Source organism: Mycolicibacter virginiensis (genome assembly GCF_022374935.2).
In the GTDB taxonomy this organism is placed as follows: domain Bacteria; phylum Actinomycetota; class Actinomycetes; order Mycobacteriales; family Mycobacteriaceae; genus Mycobacterium; species Mycobacterium virginiense.
Genome location: NZ_CP092430.2, coordinates 2,377,840 through 2,392,757, shown reverse-complemented (window position 1 = coordinate 2,392,757; position 14,918 = coordinate 2,377,840). Strand labels below are relative to the sequence as shown.

At 66.4% G+C, this 14,918-nt stretch carries 12 protein-coding genes; 4 read left to right on the top strand and 8 right to left on the bottom strand.

Going from position 1 to position 14,918, the window contains the following annotated elements; genetic code table 11:
- Positions 1–22 precede the first annotated feature (22 nt).
- Together MJO54_RS11500 and MJO54_RS11495 are read right to left on the bottom strand one after the other, a co-directional pair.
- Positions 23–1,855 (bottom strand): fatty acyl-AMP ligase, encoded by a 1,833-nt coding sequence (locus tag MJO54_RS11500; RefSeq protein ID WP_240175924.1) that lies wholly within the window; start codon positions 1,853–1,855, stop codon positions 23–25.
- Positions 1,856–1,945: 90 nt separating this feature from the next.
- Positions 1,946–2,311 (bottom strand): hypothetical protein, encoded by a 366-nt coding sequence (locus MJO54_RS11495; RefSeq protein WP_046283197.1) that lies wholly within the window; start codon positions 2,309–2,311, stop codon positions 1,946–1,948.
- 195 nt (positions 2,312–2,506) lie between these two features.
- On the opposite strand from MJO54_RS11495, the gene aceA reads away from it, so the two are divergent.
- Positions 2,507–4,807, top strand: coding sequence for an isocitrate lyase ICL2 (gene aceA / locus MJO54_RS11490; protein ID WP_046283198.1), 2,301 nt, complete (start codon positions 2,507–2,509; stop codon positions 4,805–4,807).
- Between the two features lie 6 nt (positions 4,808–4,813).
- Here aceA and MJO54_RS11485 read toward each other — a convergent pair whose 3' ends face one another.
- Complete coding sequence (locus tag MJO54_RS11485; RefSeq protein WP_046283199.1) at positions 4,814–5,461, bottom strand: HD domain-containing protein; 648 nt, start codon at positions 5,459–5,461, stop codon at positions 4,814–4,816.
- Positions 5,462–5,496: 35 nt separating this feature from the next.
- Positions 5,497–6,219, bottom strand: coding sequence for an SDR family oxidoreductase (locus MJO54_RS11480; RefSeq protein ID WP_046283200.1), 723 nt, complete (start codon positions 6,217–6,219; stop codon positions 5,497–5,499).
- Positions 6,220–6,464: 245 nt separating this feature from the next.
- Here MJO54_RS11480 and MJO54_RS11475 point away from each other — a divergent pair, with 245 nt between their 5' ends.
- Positions 6,465–7,058 carry a UbiX family flavin prenyltransferase gene (locus tag MJO54_RS11475; protein ID WP_046283201.1) on the top strand — a complete coding sequence of 198 codons (594 nt, stop codon included), beginning with the start codon at positions 6,465–6,467 and terminating at the stop codon, positions 7,056–7,058.
- Positions 7,055–8,647, top strand: a complete 1,593-nt coding sequence (locus MJO54_RS11470; RefSeq protein WP_240175923.1) for a UbiD family decarboxylase — start codon at positions 7,055–7,057, stop codon at positions 8,645–8,647. The genes MJO54_RS11475 and MJO54_RS11470 overlap by 4 nt, the downstream gene beginning before the upstream one ends.
- Before the next feature lie 28 nt (positions 8,648–8,675).
- Here MJO54_RS11470 and MJO54_RS11465 read toward each other — a convergent pair whose 3' ends face one another.
- From MJO54_RS11465 to MJO54_RS11450, 4 genes are read right to left on the bottom strand one after another with little or no spacing between them, the layout of a single operon-like run.
- Positions 8,676–9,647 (bottom strand): GlxA family transcriptional regulator, encoded by a 972-nt coding sequence (locus MJO54_RS11465; protein WP_256364636.1) that lies wholly within the window; start codon positions 9,645–9,647, stop codon positions 8,676–8,678.
- A gap of 49 nt (positions 9,648–9,696) precedes the next feature.
- Positions 9,697–10,674, bottom strand: coding sequence for an NAD-dependent epimerase/dehydratase family protein (locus MJO54_RS11460; protein WP_240175970.1), 978 nt, complete (start codon positions 10,672–10,674; stop codon positions 9,697–9,699).
- Positions 10,675–10,727: 53 nt separating this feature from the next.
- Entirely contained in the window at positions 10,728–11,441 is a 714-nt protein-coding gene (locus MJO54_RS11455) for an Rv0518 family GDSL lipase (protein ID WP_082108410.1), read from the bottom strand.
- Positions 11,442–11,462: 21 nt separating this feature from the next.
- A complete protein-coding gene (locus MJO54_RS11450) occupies positions 11,463–12,752 on the bottom strand; it encodes an acyltransferase family protein (protein ID WP_240175922.1) in 1,290 nt (429 codons plus the stop codon).
- A 194-nt stretch (positions 12,753–12,946) separates the two neighbouring features.
- Between MJO54_RS11450 and MJO54_RS11445 the strand changes: the two genes are divergently transcribed.
- Positions 12,947–14,899, top strand: a complete 1,953-nt coding sequence (locus MJO54_RS11445) for a neutral/alkaline ceramidase (protein WP_046286277.1) — start codon at positions 12,947–12,949, stop codon at positions 14,897–14,899.
- Positions 14,900–14,918 lie beyond the last annotated feature (19 nt).

Here is a 14,918-nt window from a genome sequence, read left to right as displayed (position 1 = left end):
TCGGCAGACCAACACAGCCGTCTCAGTGCACCCCGAGCGTGCCCGCCACATACTGCTCGCGGCACGCGGTGCGGCCGAGCTTTCCACTGGTGGTGCGAGGGATGGCGCCGGCTCGGACGAATTGGATATCGGCGGCGCTCACCCCATGCACCCGCCGCACCTCGGCACGGACGGCCGCGATCGCCGGCGCGGGATCTTTGCGGCCGGTGCCGGTCGCGCGCTCGGCGACGATCACCAGCTGCTCGGCGCCCTCGGCCGGCACCGCGAAGGCGACCACATAACCGTCACGAACCATCGGTGAGGCCGCCGCCACGGTGGCTTCGATGTCCTGCGGATAGTGACCGCGCCCCGCCAGGGTCATCAGATCCACGGTGCGACCGGTCACGTAGAGCTCACCGTCGAGATAGAAGCCCAGGTCACCGGTGCGCAACCACGCGCCGTCGGCGGGTGTAGGCCCGGCGTGGCTGCCGTGGTCCGGCCGAGAACGCAGGCGGGCGCCGAACGCGTGCCGGGTCTCGTCGGGCCGGCCCCAGTAGCCGGCGGTCACGTTGTCGCCGTGCAGCCAGATCTCGCCGATACTCCCGTCGGGCACTTCCGCGCCGGCCTCGGCGTCGACGATCACCGCCGACAGACTGCGGGCCACCTGCCCGCACGACACCTGGGCCACCGCGCCCGGGGCGTCGGCGGCCACCGGCACCGCGCGGCCGGCACCGAGTTGATCGCGGTCCAGGTACAGCACGCTCGCCTCCGCATCGGGAGCGATGGTGGCGACAAACAGCGTGGCCTCGGCGATCCCGTAGGACGGCTTGATGGCGGTGGGCGGCAACCCGTACGGCGCGAATGCCCCGTTGAATGTGGTGATCGCCGCCATGTTCACCGGTTCGGATCCGATGATCATCACGACGTTCGACAGGTCGATGTCGGCATCCGGAGCCGGCAGGCCCCGTGCCGCGGTCAACTCATAGGCGAAGTTCGGTGCGGCGGTGACCACCCGGCCGCGCCGCGAGGCGTCCGACAGCGCATTGATCCAGCGCTGCGGTCGCCGGATGAACGCCGTCGGCGAGATCAGCGTGGAGTGTCCGCCATAGACCGCCGGAAATCCGATCATCGATAGACCCATATCGTGATACAGCGGTAACCAGCTGAGCCCGTGCGTGTTTCGATCCAGCATGTCGATGGACAGAATCATCTGCAGCAGGTTGGTGGCCACCGAGCGGTGGGTCACCTGCACACCGACCGGTGGCCGCGTGGTGCCCGAGGTGTACTGCAGGTGCGACACGTCGTCGACGTCGATGTCGACGGGCACGAAGTCCTCCCCCGCCGAATCCGGTATCTCGTCGATGACCACCACGCGGGGCTGCAACTGCTGGGGCAGCTTGCCCAGAAAATCATCGACGATGTGTCGCACCGCAGCCGTCGTCAGAACCACAGCCGGAGTGGCGTCTCGCAATGCGGTGTCGAGTCGCTCGGTGTGCCCCGGGAGTTCGGGAGCGAACAGCGGCACCGCGACGGTTGCGCACTTGACGGCCGCATAGAACCCCGTGACGTAGTCCAGTCCCTGCGGCGCCAGGATCGCCACCCGATCGCCGGGAGCTGTGAGACTTTGCAACCGGGCCCCGACGGCGCGCAGTCGCTCGCCGAGTTGCGTCCAGGTCAGCTCGACCGCCTGGCCCTCCACCTGACCGGCGTAGTCGAGGTAGCGGAACGCCACCGCATCCCCAACGTTGGCGATATTGCGGTCGATCAGCGAGATCAGGGTTTCGCCCGGCGGCAGCACAATACCGCCGCACGCGTCCAAGCACTCTTCGATCTGAACCAGTCCCTTGAGGGGCGTCGAGCGCTGCGACCGTGTCATGCCCCGCAGTCTAGGGCCCCGGCTCCTTCGACGAAGCCCGCTTCGGACGTCAAAGGACTTCCACCACAATGGAGTTGGTGTAGTGACGGATCACATAGCCGGTTCGCGCAGCGCCAGGCTGATGAAGAGATAGCCCATGCAGATCAGCAGATTGAGTGAAGCGATCATCAGGCCGGCCACGATGAGCGCGTTGATCAGGCGTCGCCGGTTGCGCCGGGACCGGGCCAGTCGCTGTTCGTGCTTTATCTCAGTAGCGGCGAGCGCGAACGCGTAGTCGACCGATTCCGCCGACGCCAGCGGTGCACCGACCGCCATCTCACGAAGCCGAGCGGGCGGAATGCGGACGCCCACCCCGGCGAAGCGTCGGCTCATCCGACGGGCGGCCCAGCGGCCGACCACCACCGGCTGCGGCGCCTGCTCCCAGTGTTCTGCCCACCGGTCCGACCGGTACGTCATGAAGCTTGAGTCTAGCCACTTCGGCCGCCTATTCCGATGCCTTCGGGCCAGTTCAGCGGCATCAGCGGCACAGTGCTGAAGATGTAGGCAAAACCGAACTATCGCTCAGCGTGCGGCGGCACAATACGAAGAGGAAACAAGCTGGGACCGCCGCATCAACCGCCGGGTCAACCCGGTGAAAGGGAGCGAATTTCCATGACGACGATCGAGACGAACCCGACGGCAAGCACACCGGTCGAACGCGATGTCGACGCCGACGTCGCAGCGGTGCAGAAGTACTTCGACAGCCCCCGGTTCGAAGGCATCACCCGTCTCTACAGCGCCCGCCAAGTCGTCGAACAGCGCGGCACCATCCCGTCGGACTACATCGTGGCTCGCGAAGCGGCGACCGCGTTCTACACGCGGCTGCGTGAGCTGTTCGCCGCCAAGAAGAGCATCACCACCTTCGGCCCGTATTCCCCCGGCCAGGCGGTGGTGATGAAGCGAGTCGGCATCGAGGGCATCTATCTCGGCGGCTGGGCCACCTCGGCGAAGGGCTCCATCACCGAGGACCCGGGTCCCGACCTGGCCAGCTACCCGCTCAGTCAGGTTCCCGACGAGGCCGCCGGACTGGTGCGTGCCCTGCTCACCGCCGACCGCAACCAGCAGTACCTGCGCCTGAAGATGACCGACGAGCAGCGCGCCGCCACTCCGGCCGTGGACTACCGGCCGTTCATCATCGCCGACGCCGACACCGGGCACGGCGGTGATCCGCACGTGCGCAATCTGATCCGGCGCTTCGTGGAGGCCGGTGTCCCCGGTTACCACATCGAGGATCAGCGTCCCGGCACCAAGAAGTGCGGCCACCAAGGTGGCAAAGTCCTGGTGCCCTCCGACGAGCAGATCAAACGGCTGAACACCGCCCGATTCCAGTTGGACCTGATGGGCGTGCCCGGCATCATCGTCGCGCGCACCGACGCCGAGGCGGCGAACCTGGTCGAGAGCCGGGGCGACGAACGTGACCAGCCGTTCATCCTGGGCACCACGAACTTGAAGATCCCGTCCTACAAGTCCTGTTTCCTGGCAATGACGCGGCAGTTCTACAACTCTGGCATCACCGAGATCAACGGTCACCTGCTCTACGCCCTGCCCGAGGGCGAGTACGCCGCCGCGGACGCCTGGCTGGAACGCCACGGCATCACCGCGTCGATCGCCAAGGCCGCCGAAGGCTGGCGCGGTGATGGGCGCACCTCGGTGGACGGCCTCTTCGACGACATCGAATCGAAGTTCGTCGAAGCGTGGCAGAACGATGCCGGGCTGATGACGTTCGGGGACGCCGTCGCCGAGATGCTCGAATTCGCCGAGCGTGAAGGCGAGCCCAAAGAGATGAGCGCCGCGCAGTGGCGGGAGTTCGCCGCCCGGGCACCGCTTTACACCGCCCGGCAGAAGGCCGCGGAACTCAACGCCGATCCCGGCTGGGATTGCGAACGGGCCAAGACTCCCGAGGGCTACTTCCAGGTGCGTGGCGGCATTCCCTACGCGATCGCCAAGTCGCTAGCCGCCGCCCCCTTCGCCGACCTGTTGTGGATGGAGACCAAGACCGCCGACCTCGCCGACGCCCGCGAGTTCGCCGAGGCGATCCACGCCCAGTACCCCGACCAGATGCTCGCCTACAACCTGTCCCCCTCGTTCAACTGGGACACCACCGGCATGACGGACGAGCAGATGCGGGCCTTCCCCGCCGAGCTCGGCAAGATGGGTTTCGTCTTCAACTTCATCACCTACGGAGGCCACCAGGTCGACGGTGTGGCCTCCGAGGAGTTCGCGGCCACCCTGTTGCAGGACGGCATGCTGGCGCTGGCCCGACTGCAGCGCAAGATGCGGCTGGTGGAGTCGCCCTACCGCACGCCGCAGACCCTGGTCGGCGGGCCACGCAGCGACGCTGCGCTGGCCGCGTCGTCGGGCCGCACCGCCACCACCAAGGCGATGGGCGCCGGGTCCACCCAGCATCAGCATCTGGTGCAGACCGAGGTGCCCAAGAAGCTGCTGGAGGACTGGCTGGCGTTGTGGGCCGAGCACTACCAGCTCGGCGAGAAGCTGCGGGTGCAGCTGCGACCCACCCGTCCCGGCTCCGATGTGCTGGAACTGGGGATCTACGGCGAGGGCGACGACAAACTCGCCAACGTGATCGTCGACCCGATCAAGGACCGGCACGGTCGCAGCATCTTGACGGTCCGCGACCAGAACACCTTCGCCGAGAAGCTGCGCCAGAAGCGGCTGATGGACTTGACCCACTTGTGGCTGATCCACCGGTTCAAAGCCGCGGCGGTGCACTACGTCACGCCGACCCAGGACAACCTGTACCAGACCGAGAAGATGAAGGAGCACGGCATCTTCAGCAGCGTCAACCAGGAGGTCGGCGAGATCATCGTCGCCGATGTCAACCAGCCGCGCATCGACGAGCTGCTGGCCTCCGACCGGGCGGCACTGGGCAAGCTGATCAGCAAAGAGGGCTGACTGCGGCTACTCGGGCCAAGCGTTGCCGAGAATCGTCTCGACGAAATCACCGCGGACAAAAGACGGGTCGAAGTGCGCGAGCACGTCGGCGTTCACCGTGCCGAAAGTGCTGTCAGGGCGGTGCCGGACACCTTCGGTGAAGGCATGCAGGATCCGGCGCTTAAAGTCCGGTCGCGGGTGCGCGTCGGTCACCGCGTCGAGTAAGTGCGCCGGCAGCTCGGCGCGGCCGATACCGAGCACATCGGTTTCGACGCCGGCGGTGACCAGAGCGATCTCCGGGTCCAGAAATTCCGGCACACCGGGGGTGGTGTGCAACGCGATCCCCAACCAGACCTTGCGGGCATCGGATTCGTTGATGCCTGCCTGGCGCAGAAAGTCGTGGGCAGCGTTGGCGCTGTCCACCTCGAAGCGCAGCTGCGAGTCGCGATAGCGCTCGGTCAAGCCCAGATCGTGAAACATCGCCCCCACGTACAGCAGTTCCAAGTCGGGTGCCAGACCGCGTAGGCGGCCGTGCAGCGCTCCGAAGAGGAAAACCCGGCGGGAATGATGAAACAACAGGTCGCTTTCGACGTCGCGGATGTACTCGGTGGTCTCCCGCACCAGCGCGGTGTCGGGAATCGCAACGCCGGCGATGGTGTCAACTGCTCTGGTCATTGGTCTGACTCCTTTGGTTTCGAAACTGCTGTGCTTTAACCGCCGATGCTTCCGCCACCGTCTACCCGGATGATCTGCCCGGTGATGTACGAGGCGTCTTCGTGCAGCAGGAAGCAGATCGCGTGCGCAATCTCCGGTGGCCTTCCGACGCGACCCATCGGGATGCTCTGCAGGAAACGGCTTTCCCGCTCGGATCCGATCGGGCTTCGCTCGCGGTACATCTCCGTTTCAGTGGGGCCCGGCGCAACGGCATTCACGGTGATGCCCGTGGCGGCCAACTCGGCAGCCCAAATCCGGGTACAAGCGTCCAGGGCTGCCTTGGCGGCGGCATAGGGCGTGCGTTCGGGAGTACCTAATGCCGTCAGGCTTGTGACATTGACAATGCGCCCCCAGCCTTGACTAAGCATTCCCGGCAACACTGCTTGGACGACCTGCACAGCCGTGCGCACGTTGAGGTCATAGGTGTCGAACAAGTCCTCGAGATCGACCGAACCGATTCGACCGAACCGCGCGAAACCGACGTTGTTGACCACCGCGTCGACAGGTCCGTCGGCGAGGATCGCACCCAAAGTCGTGGCAGTCGCCGAGCGGTCGGCCAGGTCCACCGCGTAGAACTTGCCCGGGAAATCCTGGGGTGCGGTGCGGGCGATACCGATCGGCTCGACGCCATCCGCGGCCAGCCGGTCTGCGACGGCCCGACCGATGCCCTTGGACGCACCGGTGATCAATATTCGCCGTGTCGGCTTGGTCTCGGACATCGGGGCTCCTCTCCTGCGGCCTGTTGTCTCCAATCTTGGTCGTGGAACTGACAAACCGGCCATGGCTGTTCTGCCGTGAATCCCACAGAATGCGACAGGCTGTAGCCCCTGCACGTGTGTCGGATTCTGTGGGATTGACGGCGGAAATGACCGGCCAGTCCAGCCAGGCTGCCCCGCAGACTGATTCGGAGCTCCCAGGACTGATCCCGTCGATCAGCCGGACCATCGGGTGAGAGGAGAAGAAGATGCGCCTAGTCGTCGCGATGACCGGAGCAACGGGCGCCACCTTGGGCATCCGCCTGTTGGAAACCCTCGGAGAGCTGGGTGTGGAGACGCACCTGGTCCTCAGCGAGTGGGCACGGGCGACGATCAAGATCGAGACCGATGCCACCGTCGCCGATGTCCGAGCACTGGCCACCCACAGCTACAGCGCTAGGGATCTCGCAGCGGCAATTTCCAGTGGATCCTTTCGCACCGACGGCATGGTTGTGTGCCCGTGCAGCATGAAGACGTTGAGCGCCATCCGAATCGGCTTCAGCGACAACCTGATCACCCGCGCCGCCGATGTCACGCTCAAGGAGCGACGCAAGCTGGTTCTGGTCGCTCGGGAAGCGCCGCTGAGCGAGATTCACCTGGAGAACATGCATTACCTGGCGCGTGCCGGCGCGGTGATCTTCCCGCCGACCGTCGCCTACTACAGCCGGCCCAGCTCCGTCGACGAGGTGACCGACTACGTGGTCGGCCGCGTCATCGATCAGCTCGGAATCGAACACTCGTTGATCAACCGTTGGAAGGACGATGCTGCAGCTCGGCTGGCAATCGTGAGGAGAGCGAAATGACTTTCGCAACAGGCATTCCCCACCGCAACAACGTCACTGAGCCAGTCGATACCGGTCCGGATATGCGTAGCTGGCTTGCCACTCTGGAGGCCGCGGACCAGTTACGCCGCATCACCGTTCCGGTCGACTGGAACGAAGAGATCGGCGCGATCACCCGCGCCAACCTTTCCCTGGGCGGGCCCGCATTGCTGTTCGAGAACATCGTCGGCCACAACGACACCCGATGCACCAAGCTCGTAACGTCGGCGCTCGGGAGTCGGCGCCAACTCCTGTTGATGTTGGATCTGCCCGAGGGCACCAGCGATTCGCAGATCGTGGCGCACCTTCGAGATGCCTTCAGAAAGCCCATTCCACCGCGCGTGGTGCAGACCGGTCCGGTCAAGGAGAACGTCGTCGAGGGCGCCGCTATCGACCTGAATGAGCTGCCCGTGCCGAAGTGGCATGGCGAAGACGGCGGCCGTTACATCGACACCTACTGCGGTGTGGTCACCCAAGACAAAGTGACGGGCCGCGACAACATCGGCCTTTACCGGGGCATGATCATCGACCGCGACAAGATCGCCAAACTCCTGGTGCCGAGTCAGGGCGGGGGCGGTCATATGGCGGAGTACAAGCCGGAGCCGATGCCGGTTGCCGTCGTTTACGGTTGGCACGACGTGCTGCCGTTCTGCGCCGGCAGTCCCTTCCCGAAAAGCATCTGCGAATGGGACATGATGGGCGCTTTACTCGAGCGCCCAGTCGATCTGGTCGCCTGCGAGTCAGTTCCGCTACACGTACCGGCGTCGGCGGAGATCGTGGTCGAAGGGTTTATCGATCCAGACCCCGCGACGTTCGCCATGGAGGGCCCGTTCGCGGAGTACCCCGGTTTCATCGGCGATGCGGCACCCGCGCCGGTCCTGCGCGTCACCTGCATCACCCACCGCAATGATCCGGTGCTGCGCGGAACCCTCGAGGGCATTCGGCCCGGGATGTTGAATGAGGACAGCATCGTCAACTTCGCGCGATCGGCGATCACCTGGAACGCCCTCGACGATCTGGGGATCGGTGGTATCACCGACCTCTGGATGACAGAGGTCACCAACGGTCAGAACACCCTGGTGCAGATCCAAAAGCGATACCGGGGTCATGCGCAACAGATCGCCGCGGCGCTATGGGGAACCGGCGGCGCGGTCTGGTTCCACAAGAATGTCGTGGTTGTCGAGGAAGACATCGATCTCCATGACCCGGCGGCGCTGGACTGGGCCATGTCATACCGAGTCAACGCCGGTCTGGGCGATATCGCCTTCTTCGGACCGGGTTTCGGGTCATCACTGGATCCATCGACTCCGCCGGAGCGCAACGACGCTAACAAGTACGGCGCCGGAGAATGGACCCGGGTCCTCGTCGACGCCACCCGCAGCTGGGAGGTCGCACCCCGGGAGGTGTGGGGTGGGCGCCGCTTCCCGCCGACCGATCGGCTCGCTCCCGAACTGGAATCTCGAGTCGCCGCCCGGTGGGCAGAGTATGGGATCGGTATCCCCTACCTCGATGACAAGGGGCGCGAAATGCTGACTCTGGAGAAGCTGAGCAAGCGGTTTCCGGCGGTGTAGAACCGTGGCAGCATTGGGCCGAACGGTCTCAGCGGACCGTCGTGCGGAACCGATCCCGGTAGGCCTTCGGCGACACGCCTAGGTGGTCGGTGAATACCCGACGGAGAGTTTCGGGGCTGCCGAAACCTGCTCGGTGCGCGGACTCGGTGACGCTGTGGCCGGCGTCGAGCGCGGCACGGGCGGCATCGATACGTACCGTTTCGACGTAGCGGGCCGGGGTGGTCCCGAGCTCGGCCTGAAACAGCCTGGTCAGTTGACGGCTGCTCAAGGCCGCTCGCCGGGCGAGTGCGTTCACGCTGTGGTCGTCGGCCGGGTCGGCCACGATCGCATCGGTAACCTTGCGCAGCGCGGACTGCGGCGGCGGATCGGCCTCGACCAGCGCCGAGAATTGTGACTGTCCGCCTGCGCGTTTGAGATAGACCACCAACCACCGAGCGACCTCGCGAACCAGCTTGCTGCCGTGATCCATTTCGACCAACGCCAACGCGAGGTCGATACCGGCTGACACGCCGGCCGAAGTGTAGACGTCACCATCGCGGATGAAGATGGCGTCCGGCTCGACCGTGATGTCGGGAAATGCTCGCGCGAACAACCGGGCGTCGTGCCAGTGAGTGGTGGCACGACGGCCGCTGAGCATGCCGGCCTGAGCCAAGATGAACGACCCGGTGCAGATGGACGCCAGGCGCCGTGTCCGACCGGCCACCGACCTGACTGCTTCGACGAGTGCGGGGTCGATGGCGCGCCGGGGCAGATGGTCGCCCCCGGCCACCAACACGGTGTCGGCAGAATCGATGGCGGCGAGGCTGTCGGTGACACCCAACCGGGCGCCGATCGAGGTCGTCACATCGCGGCCATCCACCGAGGCGATCGTGACCGCATAGTTCGCGCCAAACCGATTGGCTTCGACGAAGACTTCCGCGGCCCCTGCGACATCGAGCATCGTCACGTCGTCAAAGACGACGATCACCACCAGCCGCGCCCCGGCACCGGCGTCAGTCACGCAGCCATTATGTCGCGACTACGTAGAAAGCCGGATCCCGGGAAGGGGGCTAACCGCGGATCCCGGCAATGGTGTCGGCCAGTGTTTCCCGGGGGGTTCGGAACACGATGCCGAGATCGCGCTCGGCAGGGGTGTCATCGGATTCGGGCATCTGGGTGTAGTACTGCATCCCGGCTTCGGTGAACGGAGTCGAGATCGGAAGCGCTCGCTCGACCTGATCCAAGACGCGGCCCGCCCAACGCAAGGCGATGTCCGGAATCGGCAGCGCCATCATGGGAGAACCCGACAGCTCTTGGAGCAGGCTCGCCAACTCTCCCGGCGGTACCCGCTGGCCACCGGCCATGTAGCGGCGCGGACCACGGCCCGGCTCCAGCAGCGCCAGGTGCATGGCCGCGAGGTCACGAACGTCGATCACCATCCAGGCACTGCCACGCCCGGGGATGACATGCATCTGCAGCGCCGCCCGCACTCCTTCGCCGGCCTCCCCCAGCCGGTCTCCGACCGGAGGTCCGAGCACCATGCCCGGGTAGGTGATGTTGACGGGGGCACCGGCGTCCTGCAGGCCGCGCGCATAAAGGTCTTCACGGGCTTTCGACTGTCCGTAACCGTCTGCGCCACCGGCCACCGGCAGGTCAGCCCGCAAGGACGTCAGGCCCGGGTGAAACAGCGCGGTGAAGCTGGAGACGTGAATGATCGGGTCCAGTCCCAGCTCGACCGCTCCGCCGAGCACGTTGTGGGCCCCGGCCGAGTTCGTGGCCAACATCTGCTCCGTCTGGCGTGGGTCGGTGGCCACCACCGCGGCAGCGTGTACCACCGCATCGCAGCCGCGCAGCGCCTCGCGCACCGAGTCCGCGTCGGTGATGTCACCGACGACGTAGTCGGACACATCGACACCCAGCCGCTCCACACTGCTGTGCAGGCCCGCCGGGTTTCGGACCAGGAACCGCGGCCGGTGCCCGGCATCGGCGATCGCCTTGGCGGTCCAGCCTCCGACGAATCCGGTTCCACCGGTGATCAGTACGCGCATGGTGTCCATTCACCAATACTGCTGAGCCCAGCCCGGTTCCGTCCGGTTTTGCGCTAAGTCCGCTTCGGAAGCTGACCCGCGATCAGCGGTGCGATCTTGTCGGCCATGTAGGCATGACCGGCGTCGGTGGGGTGTACGCCGTCCGGTCCGATCAGGTCGGGCAGGCCGACGAACCACCGCTCGGCGAGCGGGTCGACGAACTCCGCGCCGACCACACGCGCCTCGGTACTGAGGACATCGCGGATCCGCCACACATTGCCCGGGACGTCGGCGGTGGGCCACGGCGGCCCGACCACCAGCATGCGCGCCCCCGGCGCGGTACGGCGCGCCAATCCCAGGGTGTCGGCGATCAGCCGGCCCAACTCGCCCGGTTCGACGTCTTGGTCGTTACGCGAGCCGAAGAACACCACCAGTGCATCGTCGGGTTGCACCGCGCGGCGGGTCAGGTCGCCGAACAGGGCGCCGCGGTTGCCGCGCACCCCGTACCCCGCGCCGCCCTCAGCCGCCACATCGGCGCTGACGTACACCCCGCGGCCGGCCAGGTTCTGCCATGCTCGCTCGGTCCAGTTCGCCGCGCCGCGGCCGGTGTCCTCGTAGCCGGCGGTGTAGGAGTCACCGATCACCGCAATCCGATTCGGGGAGGCACTCAGCGGCACCGTCTCGTAGTGGCGCGGCGACTCGTGATTGCGCGACAAATAGCTGGTTCCTGCGACCACCGCGACGACCCCGGCCACCATCACGACGGCGAACGTCATCACCCGACTCACGGCTACCTCCCCCAATCAACTTCAGCGAAGACTAGCCGGAACCGCGACCGAGGGCTCCTCAAGGACTTGGTCATCCGAGTCGTCCGAGTCAATCGAATCGATCACCTCATCCGAGTGGTCCAGCTCCACCGGTTCGACCGCCAGGGGATCTTCGGTCGGCGCCACCTGGGCAGACTCGGGCCGGGCGCCGATCATCTTGCGCATCCAGTGCCGCCCGGGCTCTTCAACGGCGTGGTACAGCAGCATCGACAACAACGTCGCCGCCACCAGCAGGCCGCACACCATCCACTTGGCCGCGGTCGCGCCCTCGTCGAGCACAATCTCGAATTGCTTTGCCGCCCAATTCCAGGACGTGTGCACCAGCTCGTGGACCATATACAGGCAGAACGAGATCTGCCCGCCGTAGACCATCACGCGGGTGGACAGCAGAGCGGGAAGGCTGCCGATACCGATCGCCAGGGCCATCACCAGCGGCACGAACAGCACATCGACCAGGCCGCCGCTGTCGTAGAGCCCCGAGATCGGATGGCCGTCGAAGTAGTAGAGGACACCGACCATGGCGGCGATGAGCAGGGCGGAGCAATAGCCCGCGGCACGGCGGGCCGAATCGGGAGGATTGATCTTGCGCACCGCGGCGCAGGCCAGTGCGCCCGCGGTGAACTGCATGACGATGCGCGGCAACCAGCTCCACGGGCTATAGAACTGGCCGGTCGCCAGCAACAGCAGCAGCGGTGGGAGCGAGGCGATGATCGCCAGTGCCGCCAGTCCGCGCGCCGAGGTCACCCGCATCACCCGGTAGACCGCCAGCACCAGCACGCCGAACAACAGGTAGGCCAGCCATTCGGCGCTGATCGACCAGGCCGGGCCGTCCCAGCTCGACCCGTCAAAGAACGGCTCGAACCACAGCTGCACCAGCAGGACCTGCCGCACGTAGCTGATCGCGGTAATCCGGCTGAGGTCCTCGGTCGGGACGTGCCCGACGTGCAGAGTGAAGATCACCCACAACAGCGCCAGGTGCATCGTGACCAGGTAGATCGGCCACACCCGGGCCAGACGCAACCACAGGAAGTGCACCGTGGCGCGCACGGAGAACGTCTCCCCCATGCGCTCCAGGTAGTTCCAGGTCAGCACGAAACCACTGAGGATGAAGAACAGATCGACGCCCTGGGCGCCGCGGTCGAGCACCGGGGCGAGCGCATCGCTGAGCTCCGGCGACGCCAGTCGCAACAAGGGCCGGAAGTGAAACAGCACCACCCATACCGCGGCGATGATGCGAAGCCCGGTCAGGGCCTTGATCTCTCCGCTGCGCACAACACTCTTTCGCCGGTGGGCATCGCATGTCCTGGCTGCCTCGGGTGCGGGCCCGCCGAGACGGCCCGGCGATCGGCAGCCGCAGCCCGGTGGCCGGCAGCCCTCGAAGACTAGCAGCGGGACTGGCCCGGGTGAAGTAATCGGCCGGGCACGTCGGCGCTGAAACCGACGGGGCCGTTGTGAATACTGTAGCGATGCCAGACGACTATCAGGTTGGGCGCGGAATCGCCGACATCACCGGCGAGCCGGCCGAGTGCGGAATGCTCGGCTACGGCGTGGCCTCACAGCAGACTGACGGACTGCACAATCGGCTGCGCGCGCGGGCATTCGTCATCGCCGACGCGGCCGCCGGAACCCGGCTGCTGCTGGTGGTCTGCGAGATACCGCTACTGCTGGAAAGCGTGCACCACGAGGTGCTCGGACGCCTGGCCGCGACTTATGGCGAGCTGTACACGTTCCACAACGTGATGTTGACGGCGACGCACACCCATTGCGGCCCTGGCGGTTACTCCGACCACCGGCTCTACAACTCGAACACCAACGGGTTCCGGCACCAGACGTTCAACGCGATCGTCGACGGAATCTGCGAGGCCGTCGACCGAGCGCATGCCGACCTGGCGCCGGCCAGCTTGAGCCTTGCCGTGGGCCGGCTGCACGACGCCAGCAGCAACCGTTCGCCGTCGTCGTTCGCCCGGAACCCCGAGGCCGAGCGTGCCCACTTCCCGGACAAGATCGACCCGCAGACCACCTTGCTGCGTATCGAACGCGACGGCCGGCTGGTCGGCGCGGTGAACTGGTTCGCCACCCACGGCACGTCCATGACCAACCGCAACACCTTGATCAGCGGGGACAACAAGGGCTACGCCGCCTACCAGTGCGAGCGCCTGGACCACGGCGTCGACTATCTGGCCGCCACGCCACCGGACTTCATCGCGGCGTTCGCCCAGACCAACTCCGGGGACATGTCGCCGAATCTGAACCATCGCCCCGGCAGCGGCCCGACCGAGGACGAGTTCGAGAACACCCGAATCATCGGGTCCCGCCAAGCCGCCGCGGCCACCGAGCTGACGTTGGGGCATGGCACCGAGGTCACCGGGGGCCTCGACGCCCGCACCACCTATGTCGATCTGACGGATTTTGAGGTCGGGCCCGAATTCACCGGCGACGGCCGGACCCATCGCACCGGTCCCGCCCTCGCAGGCGCGTCGTGTGTGGCCGGCACCGACGAGGGCGCCGGCCCCTTGTACCCGCTGTTGAAGCAGGGCCGCAACCGCATCTTCGACGGCCTGGTCGCCAACACGGTTTATCGCCTCTCCCCGCGGCTCCGTGAAGCGCACGCCCCGAAAGGGGCGGTAGGGCCGGGTATCCGGCTGAACAAGGCGCTGTCGCTGATGCCCGAAGGCGGGCCTGTCCAGCTGCTGCGTATCGGGCAGCTGTACCTGATCGGCATTCCGGCCGAAGTGACCATCGTGGCGGGTCTGCGGTTGCGCCGCACGGTAGCGCAGATCGTCGGCGCCGAACTGCGCGACGTGCTGGTGGCCGGCTACAGCAACGGCTATCTGCACTACGTGACGACGCCGGAAGAGTACGACGAGCAGCGCTACGAAGGTGGCAGCACTTTGTTCGGGCGCTGGGAGCTGCCGGCGCTGCAGCAGGTGGTGGCCGAGCTGGCCACCGCGATGCGCGACCAGCGGCCGGCCCCGCAGGGCCAACGACCGGCCGAGCCGTCCCGCCGGCGCCGGTCACGTCGCCGGGCGAAGCCGGATGCGCTGGCCGGCGGCCAGCAGTTCGGTGATGTCTTGGAAGCCCCGCAGCCTGCGTATCAGCCGGGCAGCACGGTGTCGGCGGTGTTCGCCGGGGCGTACCCGAACAATGACCTGCACCGCGGCGGCAGCTATGTGCGAGTGGAGCAGCAGACCGGCGACGGCTGGAACACCGTGGCCGACGACAGCGACTGGTCGACGACGTTCCGCTGGCGACGCGCCGGCCGGCGCGGGTCGACCATCACCGTGACCTGGGCGATTCCCGACGACACCGCGGCCGGGCGATACCGGCTTCGCTATGACGGCGACGCTCGGGACCGAGACGGCCGGATCAGCGCGTTCACCGGGGCGACCGAGCCGTTCGAGATCTCACCAAAGCGTTAATCGGCCGCCCAAGAGGCCT

Bases quoted from the DNA above. Each gene is read 5' to 3' on its own strand.
- MJO54_RS11500 (WP_240175924.1), bottom strand. From the start codon at position 1,855: ATGACACGGTCGCAGCGCTCGACGCCCCTCAAGGGACTGGTTCAGATC.
- MJO54_RS11495 (WP_046283197.1), bottom strand. From the start codon at position 2,311: ATGACGTACCGGTCGGACCGGTGGGCAGAACACTGGGAGCAGGCGCCG.
- aceA (WP_046283198.1), top strand. From the start codon at position 2,507: ATGACGACGATCGAGACGAACCCGACGGCAAGCACACCGGTCGAACGC.
- MJO54_RS11485 (WP_046283199.1), bottom strand. From the start codon at position 5,461: ATGACCAGAGCAGTTGACACCATCGCCGGCGTTGCGATTCCCGACACC.
- MJO54_RS11480 (WP_046283200.1), bottom strand. From the start codon at position 6,219: ATGTCCGAGACCAAGCCGACACGGCGAATATTGATCACCGGTGCGTCC.
- MJO54_RS11475 (WP_046283201.1), top strand. From the start codon at position 6,465: ATGCGCCTAGTCGTCGCGATGACCGGAGCAACGGGCGCCACCTTGGGC.
- MJO54_RS11470 (WP_240175923.1), top strand. From the start codon at position 7,055: ATGACTTTCGCAACAGGCATTCCCCACCGCAACAACGTCACTGAGCCA.
- MJO54_RS11460 (WP_240175970.1), bottom strand. From the start codon at position 10,674: ATGCGCGTACTGATCACCGGTGGAACCGGATTCGTCGGAGGCTGGACC.
- MJO54_RS11445 (WP_046286277.1), top strand. From the start codon at position 12,947: ATGCCAGACGACTATCAGGTTGGGCGCGGAATCGCCGACATCACCGGC.